We start from the raw sequence: 17,091 nt of genomic DNA, 5'->3' as shown, positions 1-17,091 counted from the left end.
ATTCCCCCCGAAGGGGGAATACCTTAGTTATTTTTTATTTGCCGGGCCGTTAAAGAATGGCGTAGCCTGAGCAGAACCACGGCTGCCAATATAGCCCTGATTTTGGCGATCCATGTAAGTCTGCGCACGTGGGCCTTTATTAGCCTGGCCACCCTGTACGCCATCTTTTTGGGATTTCAGATCGCTATTATTCTGTGCAACAACCCTCTGTCCTTGCGTAGCGCCAACCATTTTATGACCCGTGGCAGTCCGCTGGCTTACGGTGTTACTGACATCTTGCGAATTAACCGACTGGTGGGACTCTCGTGCAAAAGAAGCATCAGCACTCTCACTGTTAGCTCCTGAACCTGCCACTTTTGGCTCCGACACCTTACGAGCACGCGCAAAACTGGAAGGCACGCTACGCGCGGCGGAAGAGCCCGGGCCGCCTAAATAACCATTGGTCGCTCCCACCGGCGGATGTTTTTTCGCTGGCTGATGATTGAGGTTTTGAGGGGCTGTATGTGCTCTCGCCTCAGCACCGTGCTGGCTTGCTGCCTTAGCCGTGTTTTGTAAATCAACCGACTGCTTTGGGATTGCGGCATTTTTATCTGGCGCTGCCCGACCGGCTGCTCCGCCCCGCACGGGATTATTCACGCCAGCAAAATCGGAGGGAACGGCACGCGCACCGGACGAGCCAGGGCTACCTAAATAACTTCTGCTCGTGTTTACCGGAGGATGTTTTTTCATCGACGGATTCTTCGCCCCTGCCACACTTTGCGCACCTGCCTCAGGCTTTACAGCGTTACGCTGGACGTTGCCCACCACCGTTTCCGCCGTAGCCTTTTGTACCGTTGCATGTACCTGAGCGGAATTAATCAGAGGTGAAGCCTGCATCATTGCATGTTGCCCGATATGCGTCTGGGTTCCCGCTTTCATCCCTCGCTCATCGGCAGCCCGCTGTTCCACAGCGGATTTCCCCCTCTGAATATCCATCTCAGTTTGAACAGCAACCTTCGCTGACTCCTTACCCGCTGTTTGCGTTTCTCGCCCAATACCTGCTTTCCCTTTTTCGCGAGCAGAATCTGACGGTACGGAACGAGCACCGGATGAGCCAGGGCTACCAAAATAGCTATTTGTCGTCTCCACCGGAGGATATTTAGCTGACTGCTTATTCGATGCTCCGGCATCGCGTGTTGCCTGCTGCGTTACCATAGCCGAGAGTGTGGAAGACCGTGAGACAGCTTCCGTGCGTATGCTAGTACGCACTGTCTCTTTGGATATATTTTTCTGGGAAGTTGAATTTGCCTGAGCAAAGGCTCGATTACCTGCAACAGCCAGCCCTGCGTTGGTTGCCGCTTGAGCTGATGCTCCCGGCGTCTGCGCCCCGCGCCCGACGCCCACGCCGGAATTACCGCTGGCTTTATTACGCCCCGCATCCGACGGCGTTGAACGCGCCCCGGACGAACCCGGGCTACCGAAGTAGCTGGTGCTGGCATCAACCGTAGGGTGTTTTACCTCCTTCGCCGTTTGCTGACCCGCAGTGCGCATCTCAGGCTTAACGCCCATAGCCTGTTCACTCCCTGCGGAGGTTGCTTTGTCCGCTTTTACCGGTTGCGCCTGAACGTCGGACCCGGCCGTTGATGGCTGAGAGGATAAGCCAACCGTCTGCGCCCCGCGCCCGACGCCCACGCCGGAATTACCGCTGGCTTTATTACGCCCCGCATCCGACGGCGTTGAACGCGCCCCGGACGAACCCGGGCTACCGAAGTAGCTGGTGCTGGCATCAACCGTAGGGTGTTTTACCTCCTTCGCCGTTTGCTGACCCGCAGTGCGCATCTCAGGCTTAACGCCCATAGCCTGTTCACTCCCTGCGGAGGTTGCTTTGTCCGCTTTTACCGGTTGCGCCTGAACGTCGGACCCGGCTGTTGATGGCTGAGAATATGGGGCAGGGGCTGACGATGCTGCCTGAGGCTCCGTCCAGGAGTCTTTCACCGCCGAATTTACCCTGGGCTCCACGGCTGGCTGTACAACCGGCTTCGGCTGCTGTGTCTCATCGTCAGGTGTCACTTCCGCTCCAGGCTCTTGCGCCGGAACTGAAGGAATTGTGGCGGTATTTACCTTTGCAAACTGCCTGGTGAAAGGTTCTTCGGTAACAGGTGGATTGAGCCCCTCACCCGCCTGAGTGCCTGTCGCGGCGTTATGCTCAGTCTCTGTCTGAACATGCTGGCTATGATAAGGTGAAGCGCTATCAGTTTGAGTTAAATGGTCGTTTACCGGTGTTTTATCAAAATTGACGTCATTATCGGCTTTAGCTGATTCGCTGGCATTCATGCCGCCATTGATATTGGCATGGATAGAATTATCGATGGTGACATTATAAATTGTCTGGCCAGGCTGAGCGGGAGCCCCAGGCCCGGCTGTCGGGCCATCCTGCTTTTTGCCATCTGCGGCTGGCGCATTATCAGCCATTTCTGCAAGGCGATGATTCAGCAGATCGAAAATGATCGACTCATGATGAAGCCTGTTCTGAACCTGTTCAAACGGTGGCAGCGGCGCGCCGGAAATGCTGCAATGCATATCCTTATGCTCAGCCTGAGAGGCGCGAAACAGATCGCTGCTCTTATCCAGAACCTGCTTTTGCTGCTCTGCGGATAAACCGGAATTAAATATCGCAGTAGCAATTTTATCGGAAATTTGGTGATTAAAAGTTAAATCAGATTGTCCATTTTCGGCTCGGCTCAACCCAACCAGTCGATTGCAAACGCTGCGAAATTCGTCCAGCTTAGATTCGCTGGATTTCATCGACCCGGCGGCAAGGGAATCAATTCCCAGGCCATTTTTAGAAACAATAGATATAAATTTACTGGTCAGCTTATCAAGCTCACTTCTCTTTGCGCTGTCTTCCGGCCGCAGGCTGTCTTTCACCTCTTTGCGGATCATCAAAAAGTCGTTAACGCACCTGACGGCCCGATGCTCTTCCTGGCCCGAGAAGTGGGTGATCATACTAATGAATTTTTGAAATTTCTTTTCTTCAGTTTTATTATTTTCTTCTTTATGGCTGGCAATCAGGTCTTCTTTGGCATCATGCTGCTTTTGAGAGATAAACTCCTCGTCGGATGGAAGCTCATGCAGCGCTTTGCTTATTCCTTGTTTAAATGAAGTATCGGCCGAAATGCTCGCGGCTTCGCCTGCATTTGTTTCTTCCGCACGCTGCGGGGCAGCATTTATAACCGATGTTTCATCATTATTAACAACCTTAACGGTGCAATTTTCACGCCACTGCATTTTATCAGAACTGATAAATGAAAGGATATCAGTGACCGATGCCTGCTTAATACTCAGGCGGCCAGGAAGATCATCGATATTTTTAACCCCGTTAAGATTATCTCCGAGAGCCGTTTTATTTGCGGGCTCATTTTGCCTTACAAAATTATAGTTGATGCTGCCAACCCCAGAAACTCCGCCGCTCATAACAACCCCCTGTTAAATATTAAGGAAATTTTTATCACAGTCCAACAAAGAGGTAATGGTGCTACTCAAGACCTTGACTAAATTATCGAATGTAGAATTTGCGTTAGAGTATTTTTGGGTAAGCGTTTGCATGCCAGTCTGAACAGTATCTTTTTGCATATCCGTGCCAGCTTGCCATGCGGCCCATTCAGCGGAGTTATCAAACAACATCCAGTTCCCTTCTTTTCCTTTCCAATTCAGTTTGACTGAATCGAGGATCTTTTCTAGTGGACTAGTATCTATATTTACAGAATAACTGTTACCAGAACCTCTCAGACACTTGTTCGGATCGAGTCCCATTTCCTTGCACCAAGCCTCGCAATCTTCGCGAGAACTTTTACTATTATCTGTTGGGTACAAACGTGTAGCACTATCGCTACTATATTGACTGATCAAACTCTTGAGTGCAGACGTGAACTTATCGAAGTTAAGACGTATCTTACCGTCATCATCCTCCTGAATAAACTCCTTAAGTCTGGACATAAAGTCGGTGAAATCAGTGTAGAACGCTGCGTATTTCTCAACCGCGTTCTGGAACACATCCAGATAATCCTCTCCCATATTACCTATAGCATCGGCAACTGACTCGCAAATGTTCCAGCTGGAAGATGGTCCGGAACGTCCTCCTGAGGTTGCACTTTTTAAGCTGTCAAGGAGAGAATTATCCTGTTCAGCGCCATCCAGTTGAATATCAGGGCTGAGCAAACCAAGGTTTCGTAAAAACGCGCTCATATCAATAGCTGGCCCAGCACTGCTACGCTGATCTGCCGGTAATGGCAGTGAAGCTTTCATTTCAGGTGCGCCGCTATTGCGTAACACATCCATACGGGAAGAAACTTCACGGCTTACTAATGCCGTTCGTGCTTTAATCGCACCTAGCTTATCGATAAACACGTCAACACGATTGTCATTAAGCGATTGAATTAATTCATTTTTACCAACAATTACGGTAATGAACGGCTTATTTAGCAGACGATCCACAGCTGATTCAGCTTTGTAACCTTGTGTTGCCTTCTGCACAACAACATGCTGACTGGTAGTTGATGAACTATCTTTGGAATCGATTACAGAATGAAAAGCGTGACGATTGGGAATACTATTCAAATAGTTACTTGAAATACTCATGTATTTTTCCTGTAAGCCTCCTGAATAGGAGGCGGTATCTTTTGGAAACCTGTCAATTAACCTTTAATATTATTAGTCATTGAACTAATGGTAGCTGAACGATTTGTAAGTAACTGAGCCAGTAGTTGCAGTAGTTCTGCTTTAAAGCGCCCAATAGATTGCTGCTCACGCTCATCCGAATCCTTACGCGCAGCAAAGATGCCTTCATCAGTTTTATTGATCTGTGCTTTAGCATCGGCATTAGCCTTCTCAACATGACCATTTGAAGAGGACAATGTTGCTATATTTAACCCACCCTGACCCAGCATCTGCCCATGCATCTGCATTCTCATCGCATCATTGGCACGCATCTGCTGCTGCATATTCTCAATTGAAGCATCATGCTTGAGGCTATTTGGCTGCTTTTTCAGAAGTTCAACATCAGATGTATTCTCTTTACCTAAACCTAATCGTTTACCTGGCGATGCTTTAGCGGAAAGACTATCCGCACTGCGATTGAGATTAACCGCTTTCGTGCCATGAACCTTAATCGCTTTATTCGCATTGTTTAGTCCTTTGGTTTGCACACCAGCTGAGAGTCCACTAGAAGCCATTCCAATTGCAGCTCGCCCACTGAAACCATTGGCAATACTGGTAATATCAAACCCGCTTTTCTGAGCCAGTACAGCCAGCTCTGTACCCGCTTCGGTATAGGCCTTGCTAACCTGATCGTGAGACAAGCCGGAAAATGTAGAATGCAATTGTTCCATCTGCTTTGAAAAATTAACCGGATCGGCATCAATTTTCCCTTTTGGAATATCAGGTGCAATGTCTAAAAGAATTGAAGCAGTAATAACACTCTTGACAGCAGCATCTGCAAACACGGGAATACTTTTGCTATCACTGATGGCCGTTGATTTATCAGACTTAGCACCTGCCTGATCTACATAATCTTCGTTGCTTAAAGACTTCAGCGGTGCCTGATAAGCATTAATACTATTAGATGGGATGGATGACATATTTCTTCCTTATAGTAGAGGCTAATCAAGCCTTCATATTGCGTGTAATAAAATTGCCTGCTGCATTTTGGTTTTGTAATGCATCGGAAAGCATGAGGCTTATTGACTGAATTTGATTTCCATCCTGCGTAAAACAATTAATAATCGTGTCCAGCAAATCACGCAGAAGTTTAATATCAGTATTAGCCAACTGAAATTCAGCCAATGCCTTAGATGCTTCAAGTTGAACATTGGCAATATTCATACTCATTCCTGACTGCACAATAGAGTTTGACGCATCCATACCAACGCGCGCCATATTCAAATGGTTTAAATTAAGATTTTTGAGATGATTAATAACCGCCGAATCGTTACCCTTTAAAACACCGGAAATATTTTTCGTCATCTTTACAGAAATCGCTTCGATTTGCTGTGTAATCTGTTTTGTCAGCTGGCTTACCGCAGCAGAGCCTTTTTTAGCCATACCTTTCACGATCTGCGGGATGATTTTATCAATCACCTTTTTAATCGCGCTCTTAATCGCCTGCATGATTGCCGCAGTCATTGCTTTTGTCATTTTCTGGATTAAAAACTTAGCCGCACTTTTAGCAACTAATGCGATAGCGACAATGGCTGCAATAGCAACTACTGCGGTGACGGCAGTGTGAATAGTGTCCATCATATTCGCACCGGTGGCATTATCTATTGCCTTCAGCAGTAGGCCCAAAGGGGTGTAGTCAAATATTTTCGCGACAATATCTCCGAGAAAATTCATTAATGGCATCAGGACATGTTCCATTAACGGATCCATAACCATGCTGGTTAAAGATTTACCAGAAATTGCCTCAACAATAGGGTCAGCTACCATTAAGCCGATACCAATCGCCATCAAAGCCGTACCCGCACCGCCAAAGATGGTGGTAATGGCACCAAATGCTATTGCCAGGCCACCCAAAATTTTTCCGATACAGTCCGCCATTTTCTGCGTTTCTTCGGCTTTACGCACCTGCTCTTCATACTCATCTGACTTGCGTTTCATTTCGGCCTGGCGCGCTTTAGTCTGTATGCGATTCATCTCAAGGTCGCTCTTCAGCTTTTCACTTGCAACCTCATCCATTTTTAAAATGAATTCTGAAATCAGCTTAATCATGACCGCGGTACGTGAAAGCGCTTTCTCCGACTGCTCAGCCGCGTAGGTAACAGAAGAACTGGCTGGCAGATCTACACCAGAGAAATTTTTATTTAGCTCTGCTGTTTTAGCGTTGAGCTTATCGAGAATGTTTTGCCCGGCATCTATGGCAGACTGTGTTTTATTCTTTGCCGCAGTTAAATTTTCGTCGGCCTTTTGGTAAGCGGATGTGGCTGAGGCAACATCGGCTTTGGCCCTGGCGATATCTTCTTCGCTGGCATTAGGGTCTTTAAGCAAATTTTCCAGCACATTCTTGGCACTATCTAACTTGTCTTTGGCACTCGTCCATTCCGAATTAGCTGTCTTCTCTGCCTCCTTTGCTGAATCAATTACCTTACCTTGATCATCAAATTCGCTCTGCAAATCGTCCAACTCGGCAGACAGTTTCTCCGCTTGTAGAGTAATCGCCTCTGACTGCGCAGCCATTACTGCGGCGGCATTGGCAAGTTGATGTGCATCCATCGTATTGCTCAGTGACTGGTAGCGCAGCATCGCCAATAAAACCTGTGATTTATTCGTCAGGCTATTGGTGGGTTCACGGAGTACAGGCTGGTCACCGTCCATATCAATGCCGAGACTGAACTCTTCAGAAATACCAGTAGCAATTTCATCCAGGCTTCTTTGCTGCGCCATCACATTTAACTGTGCGCCTTTTGCTACAGAAATATGTGTTTTTCTGGATGCTGCATTTGTCGATGACAAAGTAGACTTTAACGAAGCATTCAAAACGGTAGTTTGAGCTGCTTTTGATGAACTCAAATCCATAATATGATCCTTTCTATTTTATCGCTTAATTACGCTGTTATTTTGAACTATTTCGCCTCATCAGAGGTTTCAGTATTTTCATCTGAAACATCCTCAATTCTATTTTGACGAATAGTCTTCATGTAAATTTTTGCTTTATTAACCAAGTGCTCATCTGCACATCTGTGGCAAATAATATCGAAGCATTGAAGTGCTTTAACTACATTACCCATTAATAACTGGCACTGGCCGGAATAAAATACCGGATGGAAATTATCTTCAGCCATAACGTAAGCCAGAGAATAAAAATCACAGGCTTTAAGATAGTTTTTCTTTAACTGATTAACCGCTCCCAAACCGATAAAATAGTCCGGATTTTTGAGATCATACATACAAAGAAAGTTGAAAAAGCTTTCGGCTTCGTCAAGGCGCCCTTCTTTATAATACTGATACGCATGAGCATATATATTTTCCATCGTATCATCGGGGATACCATGGATTTCACGTAATGTCGCGCCATGCTCCATGGTCGCGGTCATAATCAATTCAGCCTCTTGTTCAGTGATATTACCTTTCATTGTATCCATACCTCACTTTTGGTAGCGTCACCGTTCATTAAGATGACAATATTTAAACATGTGAATTCTAAACGTTCACATAAAGAACGCTCATTCTTACTTGTCTTCAGGTGGCTGTTGATGCTCAGTCGCCCAGGCATTTTCAACCTGCTCAAGCCAAATCAGAATTTCGATAACTTCATCAAGATCATCAATACTTACAAAGGAATAGCGGCGATGTGTTTTGAATATTTTGCGAGCAAGCCTGACGTTCTCGACTACCGGAACGCCAACTTTTTCAGCATAGGCACGCACCGCCAGCGCCCGCTGGTTGGTTTCCAGAACGGAGATAAAAGGGATGCCTACAACGTCCATGTTGATATAGATCCCTACGGCAATATGCGTAGGGTTGGCGACGATAACTTTGGAGTTCTCGATATCCGATTTAACCTGCTCGGAAAGCAGCTCCATATGAAGCTCTTTGCGTTTTGATTTTATTTCCGGATCGCCATCCTGCTCTTTATGCTCACGTTTGACTTCCTGCTTATCCATCTTAAGATCTTTAATATGCAAAAAGTATTCGGCTAGCGCATCAAGAATCAAAACCAACAGCGCGCAACACAGGCATAAATAAACCAGAGAGCTAAAGAGCTGCCCCCATATCGGGAAAATATTCTCTACTCCAGAATTTACCTGAGAAAATACCAACAGCTTATTTCCATCCCAGAACATAATTGCCGCAGTAATAAAACTCGCCAGAAAAAGCAGCGTTTTGACAACATCTTTCAACGTGCGCAGACTAAACAGTTTCTTAAAACCATTAACCGGGTTGAGTGCCGAAAAATTTATTTTTAGCGCCTTGCTTGCAAGTTTGAATCCCGTTTGCAGCAACGCTGGTAAAGCCGAGGCCGCTACACAGAGTAAAAAGAAAGGCAGGAATATTTTTACACCTGACCATAAAACGGCTCTGGCGTAACCCTCGGTGTCACTGATAAATCCATTTTCAATAACCCGGCGCCATAGCACCATAAGGTCTACAGCTCCAGTAAAGCTCACCAGATATTGCACGCCAAAAAGAATCAGGCAGGAGATAATAAGATCTTTGCTCTTAAAAGATTGACCTTTCTCGGCGGCCTCTCTTTTCTTTTTGGGAGTGGGTTTCTCCGTCTTGCTCCCCGACATTATGCCCTCCAGAATAAAAACTAAATATGGCAGCTTACCCAGGCCGGCATGCCTTCAGGTAATAGTTCCAGCAGCATGACTTTCCCTGGCAGCACCGGGGTGAAGTAAATAAGCAACAAAAAGAAAGCGATAAAACTCTTAACCGTTAGTGCGAGAGCAAAAGCATTAAGTTGAGGAGCAAATCTGGCCAATAGCCCCAGGCACAGCTCGGTTAAGAGGAAAATAACAATCAGCGGGCTGGCAAGAATCAGCGCATTGCTCACCAGCAGCCCCAAAAAACCCAACACGGGCGCGATGCCAGGAAGCGCCATCTGGTAAGGCCCCCAAAGCTGATAGCTTTTCTCAAAAACCTCCAGAAGAGTCAGCAATCCGCCGTGTTGCAACACGACCACTGCGGCAAACAAGTTAAACAGATTAGCCAACTCCGAAGTGTCCACACCGGAAAGCGGGTCGATGCTGCTACTAAGCGTTGCCCCGCGCTGGTTATCGATAACGCTACCCACCGCGTGCAGCACCCAACAGGGCAGGCACAGGAAAAAAGCCAGAATCAGACCGATGGCCAGCTCTTTAGCTATCAAAATCATAAACCAGACCGAATCAAAGCCTGCTATAGGTGCGCCGGAGTATGGCCACAGAGCCACGCCTACAAGCATTGCCACCGGCAGGCGAATAGCGCCGGTCAGGGTGCTGGAATTAAAAAATGGCAGCAGGATAAAAGCAGGCATTAAGCGGGCTGACGCCATCGCCATTTCATAAAGCCAACGGTGCAAGTCAAAGAAAAGCATCGTCTGCATGTTATCGGGCCATCGCCATCCGGATGACCTCCCGGGCGAAATTGATTAGCACATCGCCATACCAACCCGCTACCAGGAACAGACACAGTGCGACACTCAACAGCTTCAGGCCAAAGGGTAAGGTCTGTTCTTGAAGCTGCGTAACCGTTTGAAATAGCCCCACCAGCAGCCCGACTATCGTTGCTACGGCAATAGGTAAAGCTGAGAGCATCAAAATAAGGTAGAGCGCCTTATTACCCGCGAAGGTGATTTCATTCATAGTCCACCCGGCCTGTTAAGAAGCGAGATCGATGTATTGCAGCACCAAGCCTTTTGACAATAACGTCCAGCCATCGAGCACCACAAATAGCACCAGTTTTATCGGCACGGATATCGTAACCGGGCTCATCATCATCATCCCCAGCGCCAGTAAAATACTGGAAACCAGCAGGTCAATGACTACAAAAGGCAGGTAGAGGTAAAAACCGATTTTAAACGCGCTCTTTATTTCGCTTAATGCATATGCAGGAAGCAGGGAGAGAATTGATGGTCTTTCATCTTCCTGAGCAAGGCTGTCGTCTTCTTTATCCCGCTCTATCTGCACCCGCTCAAAAAAGCGAGTTAACTCGGGGTCTGAATACTTCTCCAGATAGCTTCGATAGCTGTCTAACCCATGCTCAACGAAATAAACAACTGATTGTGGATTGCTGGAATCCATATCCGAACGTTGGTATTCCTCATAGCCGTTTTTCACCACCGGCATCATCACAAAAAAGGAGAGCACGAGGGCAATGCCGTTTAACGTCATATTTGACGGTATCTGCTGTAAGCCTAAGGCGTTGCGTACCATGACAAAGACAATAGAGAATTTTATATAGCAGGTACCACAGGCAATAAGAAACGGGAGTAAAGTCGAAAAGGCCAGTATTGCAATAAGCGAAATATCATTACCTTGAATCATCGCCCGGCTCCTGATAAAGCTCTTTGACCTCTACGCCCAGGCGGTCTTCAATCCACACAACTTCACCGCGGGCAATCGCAACACCGTTGGCAGTAATTGTAATATTTTTCTCGGCATCGGGATCGCAAGGTAAAACCATTCCTTGATACAAAGATTCCAGCTCATCGATAGCAATACGATTTTGCTGCAATACAAAACCGAGTTTGACGGAAATTTTATCTCGCGGCATTAATTTTTGCGGCTCAGCTTCCGCATCATTTTCATAATCATCAAAATCTATTTCCGTATAATCATCTTCAGTGTCAAACATAAAACCATCCTCATTATGGGAAAACTTTCCAATAATATTGCCGCCCGAAAAAATAAAGTTTTGAGTCTTATTAACCAGCAACACATCTCCGACCGAAACGCGTTTTAGCAGGCTGATGCTAATAATGCTGTGCCCTACCTCAAACTGAATCTCCACCGGCAAATGTCCGACAGCCATCCCACCGGTGGAGTATCCCGGCGCAGCGAGATTTTCAGGTATGCCGTAAAACCATACCCGAGCATGCTGAAACTGGCAGGAGTACATTGAGTCAGTAATATTGGATCGACTCGTCAGACCCTTGCTTGCCAGCTGATGATATTCAAGCTCTTCAGGTAGCCCTTCCAGCGGATTAGAACTGTTAATAAACAGCTCTTCCAGCTGCTGTGCCGACCAGCAAGAGCCGGACATCTTTGCGCTTTCCGGCAAGATACCTGCAAACCAAGCTTGTAGATCTATGACCCCTTCCCAGCCCGTGTCACTGGTAAAATTGAGCAACGTCTCACCCGGTTTAATACCCTGCTGAAACACAAATCCCTGGCTTTTCCAGCGTAAAATATGCTGCCGCCACGCCAGCTCCTGGGACGAGTAATGGCGCAAATTTCCGCGTATCACGCTTGCTCCTCATCGGCGTCAGACTGTCGGTGCTGCCCTGGATGCTGCTTCTCTTGCTCATCCTGGAAAACCCATTCAGGATTCCCCTGATGGTGGTGCTCACTATGGTCGGCGAGGCGCTGTTGAACTAATGAATCGGAAGGGTGCAGCACCACTGGTGTGCCATTGTGGGCCGCCATTTGCACATTAACCTGATGACCTCTTCCCCAGTCTGAAAAAGTGTAAGTCAGCCGACCACTGGCTTGAGTTTTATTGGCAGGATGCTCAGAAGCTGCGCTTGCAAGTAAATCGCTGGACATTCGCGCATGGCTAAGCGTTTTGCCTGGATTGATGTCTTTAGCTGTATGTTCAGCGTTAGGCAGATGAGTATTTACCAGATGTGGGCGAATATTTTCCCTGGCGGATAATTGCTCATGCGGTCGGTCTGATTCAGATGAGGGGATGCCGTGAGGCTTCATCTCATTATCCTTTGTGGGCTGCTGAGTCCCCGCCTCTTTGTTACTTTTAACATGCCGCTCTGGCGATGAAATAATAACTCCCGAGCTATCTTTAGACGCCAACACTGTCGGTAATACCGTCGGTAATGCCGTCGGTAATGCCGTCGGCAATACCGGGTTATGCTCGTAACGAGCGAGATTCTTTGCCGATGGGCCAACTGCTGACGTCCTGGCTGGTTTACGGTTTTCCCCGCCTTCTAAAACACCTGCAGGACCGACGCCCTCAGCCGTGAGGGCTGGTAATACTGACCGCACCTGATTCTGGCTATGCTTTGCGCTTCCCCCCTGAAGGCTCATAGCCAGGCGCTGCATTGAGCGTTCAGCCGGCAAATAGCCCAGGGGCAAAGCCGCTGCCGTATCCTGGGTTTTAGAACGACCTTTGAGCACTTTCTTTGCTATATCATCCAGGCGGCTGGTGACCGATTCTCCCGCCGTTACGAATGCGGCCTCGTTGCCTGCATTGATATTATTTACCGCTGCCATGAGATCCTCTCTTCCGTTTCTGATTCCTCAATACGTGCCTCTCTGAGCCTTTTTTGTTTACGCTCGGCCGTACACAGATACTGATATTTATCCATTTTTCTGAGCAGAATTTTTCTCTTTTCGACAAGAGAACTCTTTTGCCTCTCGCAATCTTCTTGCTGGTGCTCAAGCTGGGATGACTGCATTTTCATCTCTGCCAACTTTCTTTTCAGCGCCCCCTGGCGACGCTGAATCGCCAATAATTTTTCTTTATTAAGTATGCCGTTGGGATAAAGATTCTTCATCAACGCCACTATTGCCGACATCTCCTCGTAGGCTTTATTTATTTGCGCAGAAAGAGAGCGATGAACACTTTCATTTTTAGCGATCAGCAAATCATTACGTTGAATATTGAATTCAGAGCGCACGATCAGAGCCTTTATTTTATGACGCAAGTTCTCTCATCTCCTGAAACACTTCACGGAAGCTGGCATGCTCATCTACGCCCTGCCGCAGCCATGCAAGTAGATCATCCCGCTTATTCATCGCATAATCGTTCTCTGCATTTTCGCCAGGCTGGTATTCCCCCAAATCAACAAAAATTTGTAGCTCTTCGATCTTCGCTAAAATACGCCGGATCTCTCCAGCCAGTTGAAGATGTTCAGGTTCACAAACCTGGCTGGAGACGCGGCTAACGCTGTTTAAAACGTCGATTGCCGGATAATGATTTTTGGCGGCAAGTTTCCGGCTTAAATAAAGGTGTCCATCGAGGATCGAACGAATTTCATCGGCTATAGGATCCGGCTCATCGTCACTCTCGAGCAAAATGGTGTACCACGCCGTAATACTTCCTGAATGGGTAGAACCAGGTCTTTCAAGCAGCTTCGGTAATGAGTCAAATACCGAGGCCGGGTAGCCCCGGCGAGCCGGTGACTCACCTGCGGCCAGCGCAACGTCACGCAGCGCTCTGGCATAACGAGTGATGGAGTCAAGAAACAACACCACATTCATCCCCGCATCGCGGAAATATTCCGCAACCGTTGTCGCAACCAGCGCTGCATTACAGCGATCGAGGGAGGAATAATCAGACGTGGCATACACCAGGATGCATTTTTGCTGGCGCTCTGACTGCCGCAGGGCTTCAGTAAATTCCGTGACTTCACGCCCGCGCTCTCCGATCAGCGCAATAACAAAAACGTCGGCGTCAGCCTGCTCAATCAGCATGTGCATTAGCGTGGTCTTACCGCAGCCCGCCGAAGCAAATATGCCCAGTCGTTGACCAATACCGCAGGTCATCACGCCGTCAATTGCGCGTACGCCGGTGAAAAACGGTTGGCGGATACCGACTCGCTCCTGATAGGAAGGGGGCGGACTATCAACCTGACGAACTTCCCTGGCGTAACCATCATGATTTTCTACGAACCGCTCAACAACATTACCGGCAGGATCGAGCACACATCCCAGCAGGTCATGACTGACAACCACGGATAAACTTGCCCCTGTGGGGCTGATTACAGCCTCCCGGGATAATCCTTTTGCGGTGCCAATCAGGCTCAAAACCGTGTTATCACCGTTAAATCCCAACACCTGAGCGCGCGCGACAACGGCCGGCTTGTCCCAGCTGGCGCGGATTTCGCACAACTCGCCAACCTTCACGCCGGGCAGAATCGCTTCAATAAGGGGACCAGAAAGACGCTGTGGGTGTGCCTGCTGGCGTAGTAGCTGCTTCATACTTGTTACCGAATCAGGCTCAGGAATTCTTCCTGCTGTGCAAAAAATTCATCCATCGCATCCGCAAGCCCTTTGCTGCTTTCCAGATAATCAGGATGAACCAGGCCACGCAGTTCGATGTAACCTTCGTTAACCTGCATTTGCAGCTGCCCCGTCATACAAAACAGGCAGCCGCTCATCATTTTTTCCAGCAACACCGAGGCTTTATGTTGTAAAACGGCGTCATTTGCTTCACACAGCTTTGACCAGATCCAGACATTGTCATCGGTAATACTGATCAACATGCTCGGATAATTATCAAAATCCAGGGATATCGTTGAATGAGCGTCAAAATCTCCTAAAAGAGACTCATCACAGCCACTTTCCAGAAGTGCATTACGAACCAAAGAAACAATATCGATATACATTATTATGATGTCCCTTATCAGATTGTTTTAATCACGTTAATAGAAACGCTGTCTGTTATCTCACCAAACGACATAACTTCGAGGTCTTTAAACCTTGTTTCGATAAATCGTTTTAAGAACCTTCGAATATCAACAGAAGTCAGCACCACCAAATCACGACATGATATGGTGACGCCGTCCATTGCCAATACAAACCGGTCCATTAGCTCATCGGCAATAGCAGGATCAAGATTCAGGAATGTACCTGAGGAAGTACTTCTTATGCCCTGCCTGACTTTTTCCTCAAATTCGCCAGACAGCATAATGACCCGTAATGAATTAGCCGTTGAAAACTTATGGCAAATATATCTCGCCATAGCTCCACGAATATGTTCAACCAAAGTAATGACATCCTTTTCGCGTGGTGCCCAGAGCGCTATGGCTTCCATAATCATTTTCATATTACGCACAGAGATACGTTCGCTTAAAAGACGCTGTAATACTTCTGAAATTCGCTGAACCGTAGCATGACGCATCACCTCCTTCATTAAGTCAGGATATTTCGCCTCCAGCTTGTCCAGCATATTTTTGGTTTCCTGAACGCCGAAGTATTCATTAATATGGCGAATCATAATTGCGGCAAAGGTGTGATAAACCTCATCAATACTGTTTCTCAGTTGGTAGCCTAAACCGGTTAGTGCTTTACGCTGGCTATCATCGACCCAAACCATGTCATCTACATAGGTGCAGGGGATCCCCATCTGTTCCAGCTCCGGTGAGCTATTTATCACGCGGAAAAAATTGAATTTGGTGCGGAACTGCTCGGCTTTGATCTCATTAATTAAAATGGTGACGGTGTCGGATTCCAGGTTAGCCGAAGGCTTAAGCGTGATGTCCGGCAGGCTGATACCATAATCAACAAAGAACTGACTGCGGTAGCGCTGGGCCAGCTTCTCTTTCTCGAATAATTTGGCATCTTCGTCGCTGACCAAAATGATCAGCGGCACCGTCTCCGACGTTACGCCATCAATATTCGTTAGCAGGCCAAGCTTGCTTTCCGTTTCATCGCTCGAACTGTCAGGGTCAAAACTGCTGGCGGGTTCAGCATCCGCGACCGTTGCAGATTTTCTTAACTTGCGATGCTGGTAGTAAAACAGGCCACCCAGCGCTAACGCGAGTATGACAAACACGGCCAAAGGAAAACCCGGAAGGCTGCCGATACCCAGCGCAATAATGGCGCCAATCACCAGCACCATCGGGTTATCAAACAGCTGGCCGACAATGGTTTTCCCCATATTATCGCCGTCGCCGTTAACACGAGTGACGATAAAACCAGCACCTATCGCAATCAATAGCGCCGGGATCTGTGCAACCAGGCCATCGCCAATGGTCAGCAGAGTGTAGATTGACAACGCGGAAGACATATCCATTCCGTGCTGTGCCACACCAACGCTGATGCCGCCAATAAAGTTAATAAAAATCACGATAATGCCGGCAATCGCATCACCCTTGATGAACTTCATTGCCCCATCAAAAGAGCCATAAAGCTGGCTTTCACGCTCCACTATGCTGCGACGTTCTCTGGCCCCGTCGGCATCAATCGACCCCGCACGCAGGTCGGCATCGATACTCATCTGCTTGCCCGGCATCCCATCAAGCGAGAATCGTGCGGCAACTTCGGCCACGCGCTCCGCCCCTTTGGTGATAACCATAAACTGCACAATAGTCACGATGGCAAAGATAACGAAGCCCACGACGAGGTTATCGCCGATAACAAACTCTCCAAAGGTAGCAATAATTTCGCCGGCATCAGCATCGTTCAGAATCAAACGGCTGGTACTTACCGACAGTGCTAAACGAAACAGAGTCGTTATCAACAGCACCGACGGAAATGTAGAAAAGTTTAAAATTCTGTCAATATAGAACGACGACAGAAAGACCAGAATAGATAAAACCATATTCAGGCCAATTAAAAAATCGACCAGATAGGTTGGCAGCGGAATCACCAACATCGAAATGATGACAACAATCAATATCAGGATAAATAATTCCGGATGGTTTCTTATCCTGTTTAAAAAATCGTTCATATTCTC

At 47.5% G+C, this 17,091-nt stretch carries 15 protein-coding genes; all 15 read right to left on the bottom strand.

The window, feature by feature from the left end:
• Positions 1 to 27: 27 nt before the first annotated feature.
• Positions 28 to 3,453 carry a hypothetical protein gene (locus tag FOC35_RS13290; RefSeq protein WP_172569138.1) on the bottom strand — a complete coding sequence of 1,142 codons (3,426 nt, stop codon included), beginning with the start codon at positions 3,451 to 3,453 and terminating at the stop codon, positions 28 to 30.
• 12 nt (positions 3,454 to 3,465) lie between these two features.
• The gene (locus FOC35_RS13285; RefSeq protein WP_172569137.1) at positions 3,466 to 4,617 is read right to left on the bottom strand and encodes an IpaD/SipD/SspD family type III secretion system needle tip protein; all 1,152 of its coding nucleotides are present in this window, start codon (positions 4,615 to 4,617) and stop codon (positions 3,466 to 3,468) included.
• A gap of 56 nt (positions 4,618 to 4,673) precedes the next feature.
• Positions 4,674 to 5,615: a hypothetical protein gene (locus FOC35_RS13280; RefSeq protein WP_172569136.1), complete on the bottom strand. Its 942-nt coding sequence runs from the start codon at positions 5,613 to 5,615 to the stop codon at positions 4,674 to 4,676.
• A 25-nt stretch (positions 5,616 to 5,640) separates the two neighbouring features.
• Positions 5,641 to 7,548, bottom strand: a complete 1,908-nt coding sequence (sctE, locus tag FOC35_RS13275) for a type III secretion system translocon subunit SctE (protein WP_172569135.1) — start codon at positions 7,546 to 7,548, stop codon at positions 5,641 to 5,643.
• Between the two features lie 47 nt (positions 7,549 to 7,595).
• Complete coding sequence (gene sicA / locus FOC35_RS13270; RefSeq protein WP_305792497.1) at positions 7,596 to 8,105, bottom strand: type III secretion system translocator chaperone SicA; 510 nt, start codon at positions 8,103 to 8,105, stop codon at positions 7,596 to 7,598.
• A 96-nt stretch (positions 8,106 to 8,201) separates the two neighbouring features.
• On the bottom strand, positions 8,202 to 9,266 hold the full coding sequence (locus tag FOC35_RS13265; RefSeq protein WP_172569133.1) for an EscU/YscU/HrcU family type III secretion system export apparatus switch protein: 1,065 nt from the start codon (positions 9,264 to 9,266) through the stop codon (positions 8,202 to 8,204).
• Positions 9,267 to 9,286: 20 nt separating this feature from the next.
• On the bottom strand, positions 9,287 to 10,060 hold the full coding sequence (gene sctT, locus FOC35_RS13260) for a type III secretion system export apparatus subunit SctT (protein ID WP_172569132.1): 774 nt from the start codon (positions 10,058 to 10,060) through the stop codon (positions 9,287 to 9,289).
• Between the two features lies 1 nt (position 10,061).
• Positions 10,062 to 10,319 (bottom strand): EscS/YscS/HrcS family type III secretion system export apparatus protein, encoded by a 258-nt coding sequence (locus FOC35_RS13255; protein WP_016537922.1) that lies wholly within the window; start codon positions 10,317 to 10,319, stop codon positions 10,062 to 10,064.
• Positions 10,320 to 10,334: 15 nt separating this feature from the next.
• Entirely contained in the window at positions 10,335 to 11,000 is a 666-nt protein-coding gene (locus tag FOC35_RS13250) for an EscR/YscR/HrcR family type III secretion system export apparatus protein (RefSeq protein ID WP_016537923.1), read from the bottom strand.
• Positions 10,987 to 11,922 (bottom strand): FliM/FliN family flagellar motor switch protein, encoded by a 936-nt coding sequence (locus FOC35_RS13245; RefSeq protein WP_172569131.1) that lies wholly within the window; start codon positions 11,920 to 11,922, stop codon positions 10,987 to 10,989. Before FOC35_RS13245 ends, FOC35_RS13250 begins: the two co-directional genes overlap by 14 nt.
• Positions 11,919 to 12,902 (bottom strand): type III secretion system needle length determinant, SpaN/EivJ family, encoded by a 984-nt coding sequence (locus tag FOC35_RS13240; RefSeq protein ID WP_172569130.1) that lies wholly within the window; start codon positions 12,900 to 12,902, stop codon positions 11,919 to 11,921. The genes FOC35_RS13245 and FOC35_RS13240 overlap by 4 nt, the downstream gene beginning before the upstream one ends.
• Positions 12,890 to 13,336 carry a surface presentation of antigen type M protein gene (locus FOC35_RS13235; protein WP_016537926.1) on the bottom strand — a complete coding sequence of 149 codons (447 nt, stop codon included), beginning with the start codon at positions 13,334 to 13,336 and terminating at the stop codon, positions 12,890 to 12,892. Before FOC35_RS13235 ends, FOC35_RS13240 begins: the two co-directional genes overlap by 13 nt.
• A complete protein-coding gene (gene sctN, locus FOC35_RS13230; protein WP_016537927.1) occupies positions 13,326 to 14,612 on the bottom strand; it encodes a type III secretion system ATPase SctN in 1,287 nt (428 codons plus the stop codon). The genes FOC35_RS13235 and sctN overlap by 11 nt, the downstream gene beginning before the upstream one ends.
• Positions 14,613 to 14,617: 5 nt before the next feature.
• Positions 14,618 to 15,019: a putative type III secretion chaperone InvB gene (spaK, locus tag FOC35_RS13225; protein ID WP_016537928.1), complete on the bottom strand. Its 402-nt coding sequence runs from the start codon at positions 15,017 to 15,019 to the stop codon at positions 14,618 to 14,620.
• Positions 15,020 to 15,036: 17 nt separating this feature from the next.
• Positions 15,037 to 17,085: an EscV/YscV/HrcV family type III secretion system export apparatus protein gene (locus FOC35_RS13220; RefSeq protein WP_172569129.1), complete on the bottom strand. Its 2,049-nt coding sequence runs from the start codon at positions 17,083 to 17,085 to the stop codon at positions 15,037 to 15,039.
• Positions 17,086 to 17,091: the final 6 nt, after the last annotated feature.

This window comes from Cedecea sp. FDAARGOS_727, assembly GCF_012273235.1.
GTDB lineage: Bacteria > Pseudomonadota > Gammaproteobacteria > Enterobacterales > Enterobacteriaceae > Cedecea > Cedecea davisae.
This window is presented reverse-complemented; position numbering and strand designations above follow the sequence as displayed.

Excerpts from the sequence above, each read along its gene's own strand:
- sctT (WP_172569132.1), bottom strand. The coding sequence starts at position 10,060 with ATGCAGACGATGCTTTTCTTTGACTTGCACCGTTGGCTTTATGAAATG.
- FOC35_RS13265 (WP_172569133.1), bottom strand. The coding sequence starts at position 9,266 with ATGTCGGGGAGCAAGACGGAGAAACCCACTCCCAAAAAGAAAAGAGAG.
- FOC35_RS13220 (WP_172569129.1), bottom strand. The coding sequence starts at position 17,085 with ATGAACGATTTTTTAAACAGGATAAGAAACCATCCGGAATTATTTATC.
- FOC35_RS13250 (WP_016537923.1), bottom strand. The coding sequence starts at position 11,000 with ATGATTCAAGGTAATGATATTTCGCTTATTGCAATACTGGCCTTTTCG.
- sctN (WP_016537927.1), bottom strand. The coding sequence starts at position 14,612 with ATGAAGCAGCTACTACGCCAGCAGGCACACCCACAGCGTCTTTCTGGT.
- FOC35_RS13280 (WP_172569136.1), bottom strand. The coding sequence starts at position 5,615 with ATGTCATCCATCCCATCTAATAGTATTAATGCTTATCAGGCACCGCTG.
- sctE (WP_172569135.1), bottom strand. The coding sequence starts at position 7,548 with ATGGATTTGAGTTCATCAAAAGCAGCTCAAACTACCGTTTTGAATGCT.
- FOC35_RS13255 (WP_016537922.1), bottom strand. The coding sequence starts at position 10,319 with ATGAATGAAATCACCTTCGCGGGTAATAAGGCGCTCTACCTTATTTTG.
- FOC35_RS13240 (WP_172569130.1), bottom strand. The coding sequence starts at position 12,902 with ATGGCAGCGGTAAATAATATCAATGCAGGCAACGAGGCCGCATTCGTA.
- spaK (WP_016537928.1), bottom strand. The coding sequence starts at position 15,019 with ATGTATATCGATATTGTTTCTTTGGTTCGTAATGCACTTCTGGAAAGT.
- FOC35_RS13290 (WP_172569138.1), bottom strand. The coding sequence starts at position 3,453 with ATGAGCGGCGGAGTTTCTGGGGTTGGCAGCATCAACTATAATTTTGTA.
- sicA (WP_305792497.1), bottom strand. The coding sequence starts at position 8,105 with ATGAAAGGTAATATCACTGAACAAGAGGCTGAATTGATTATGACCGCG.
- FOC35_RS13285 (WP_172569137.1), bottom strand. The coding sequence starts at position 4,617 with ATGAGTATTTCAAGTAACTATTTGAATAGTATTCCCAATCGTCACGCT.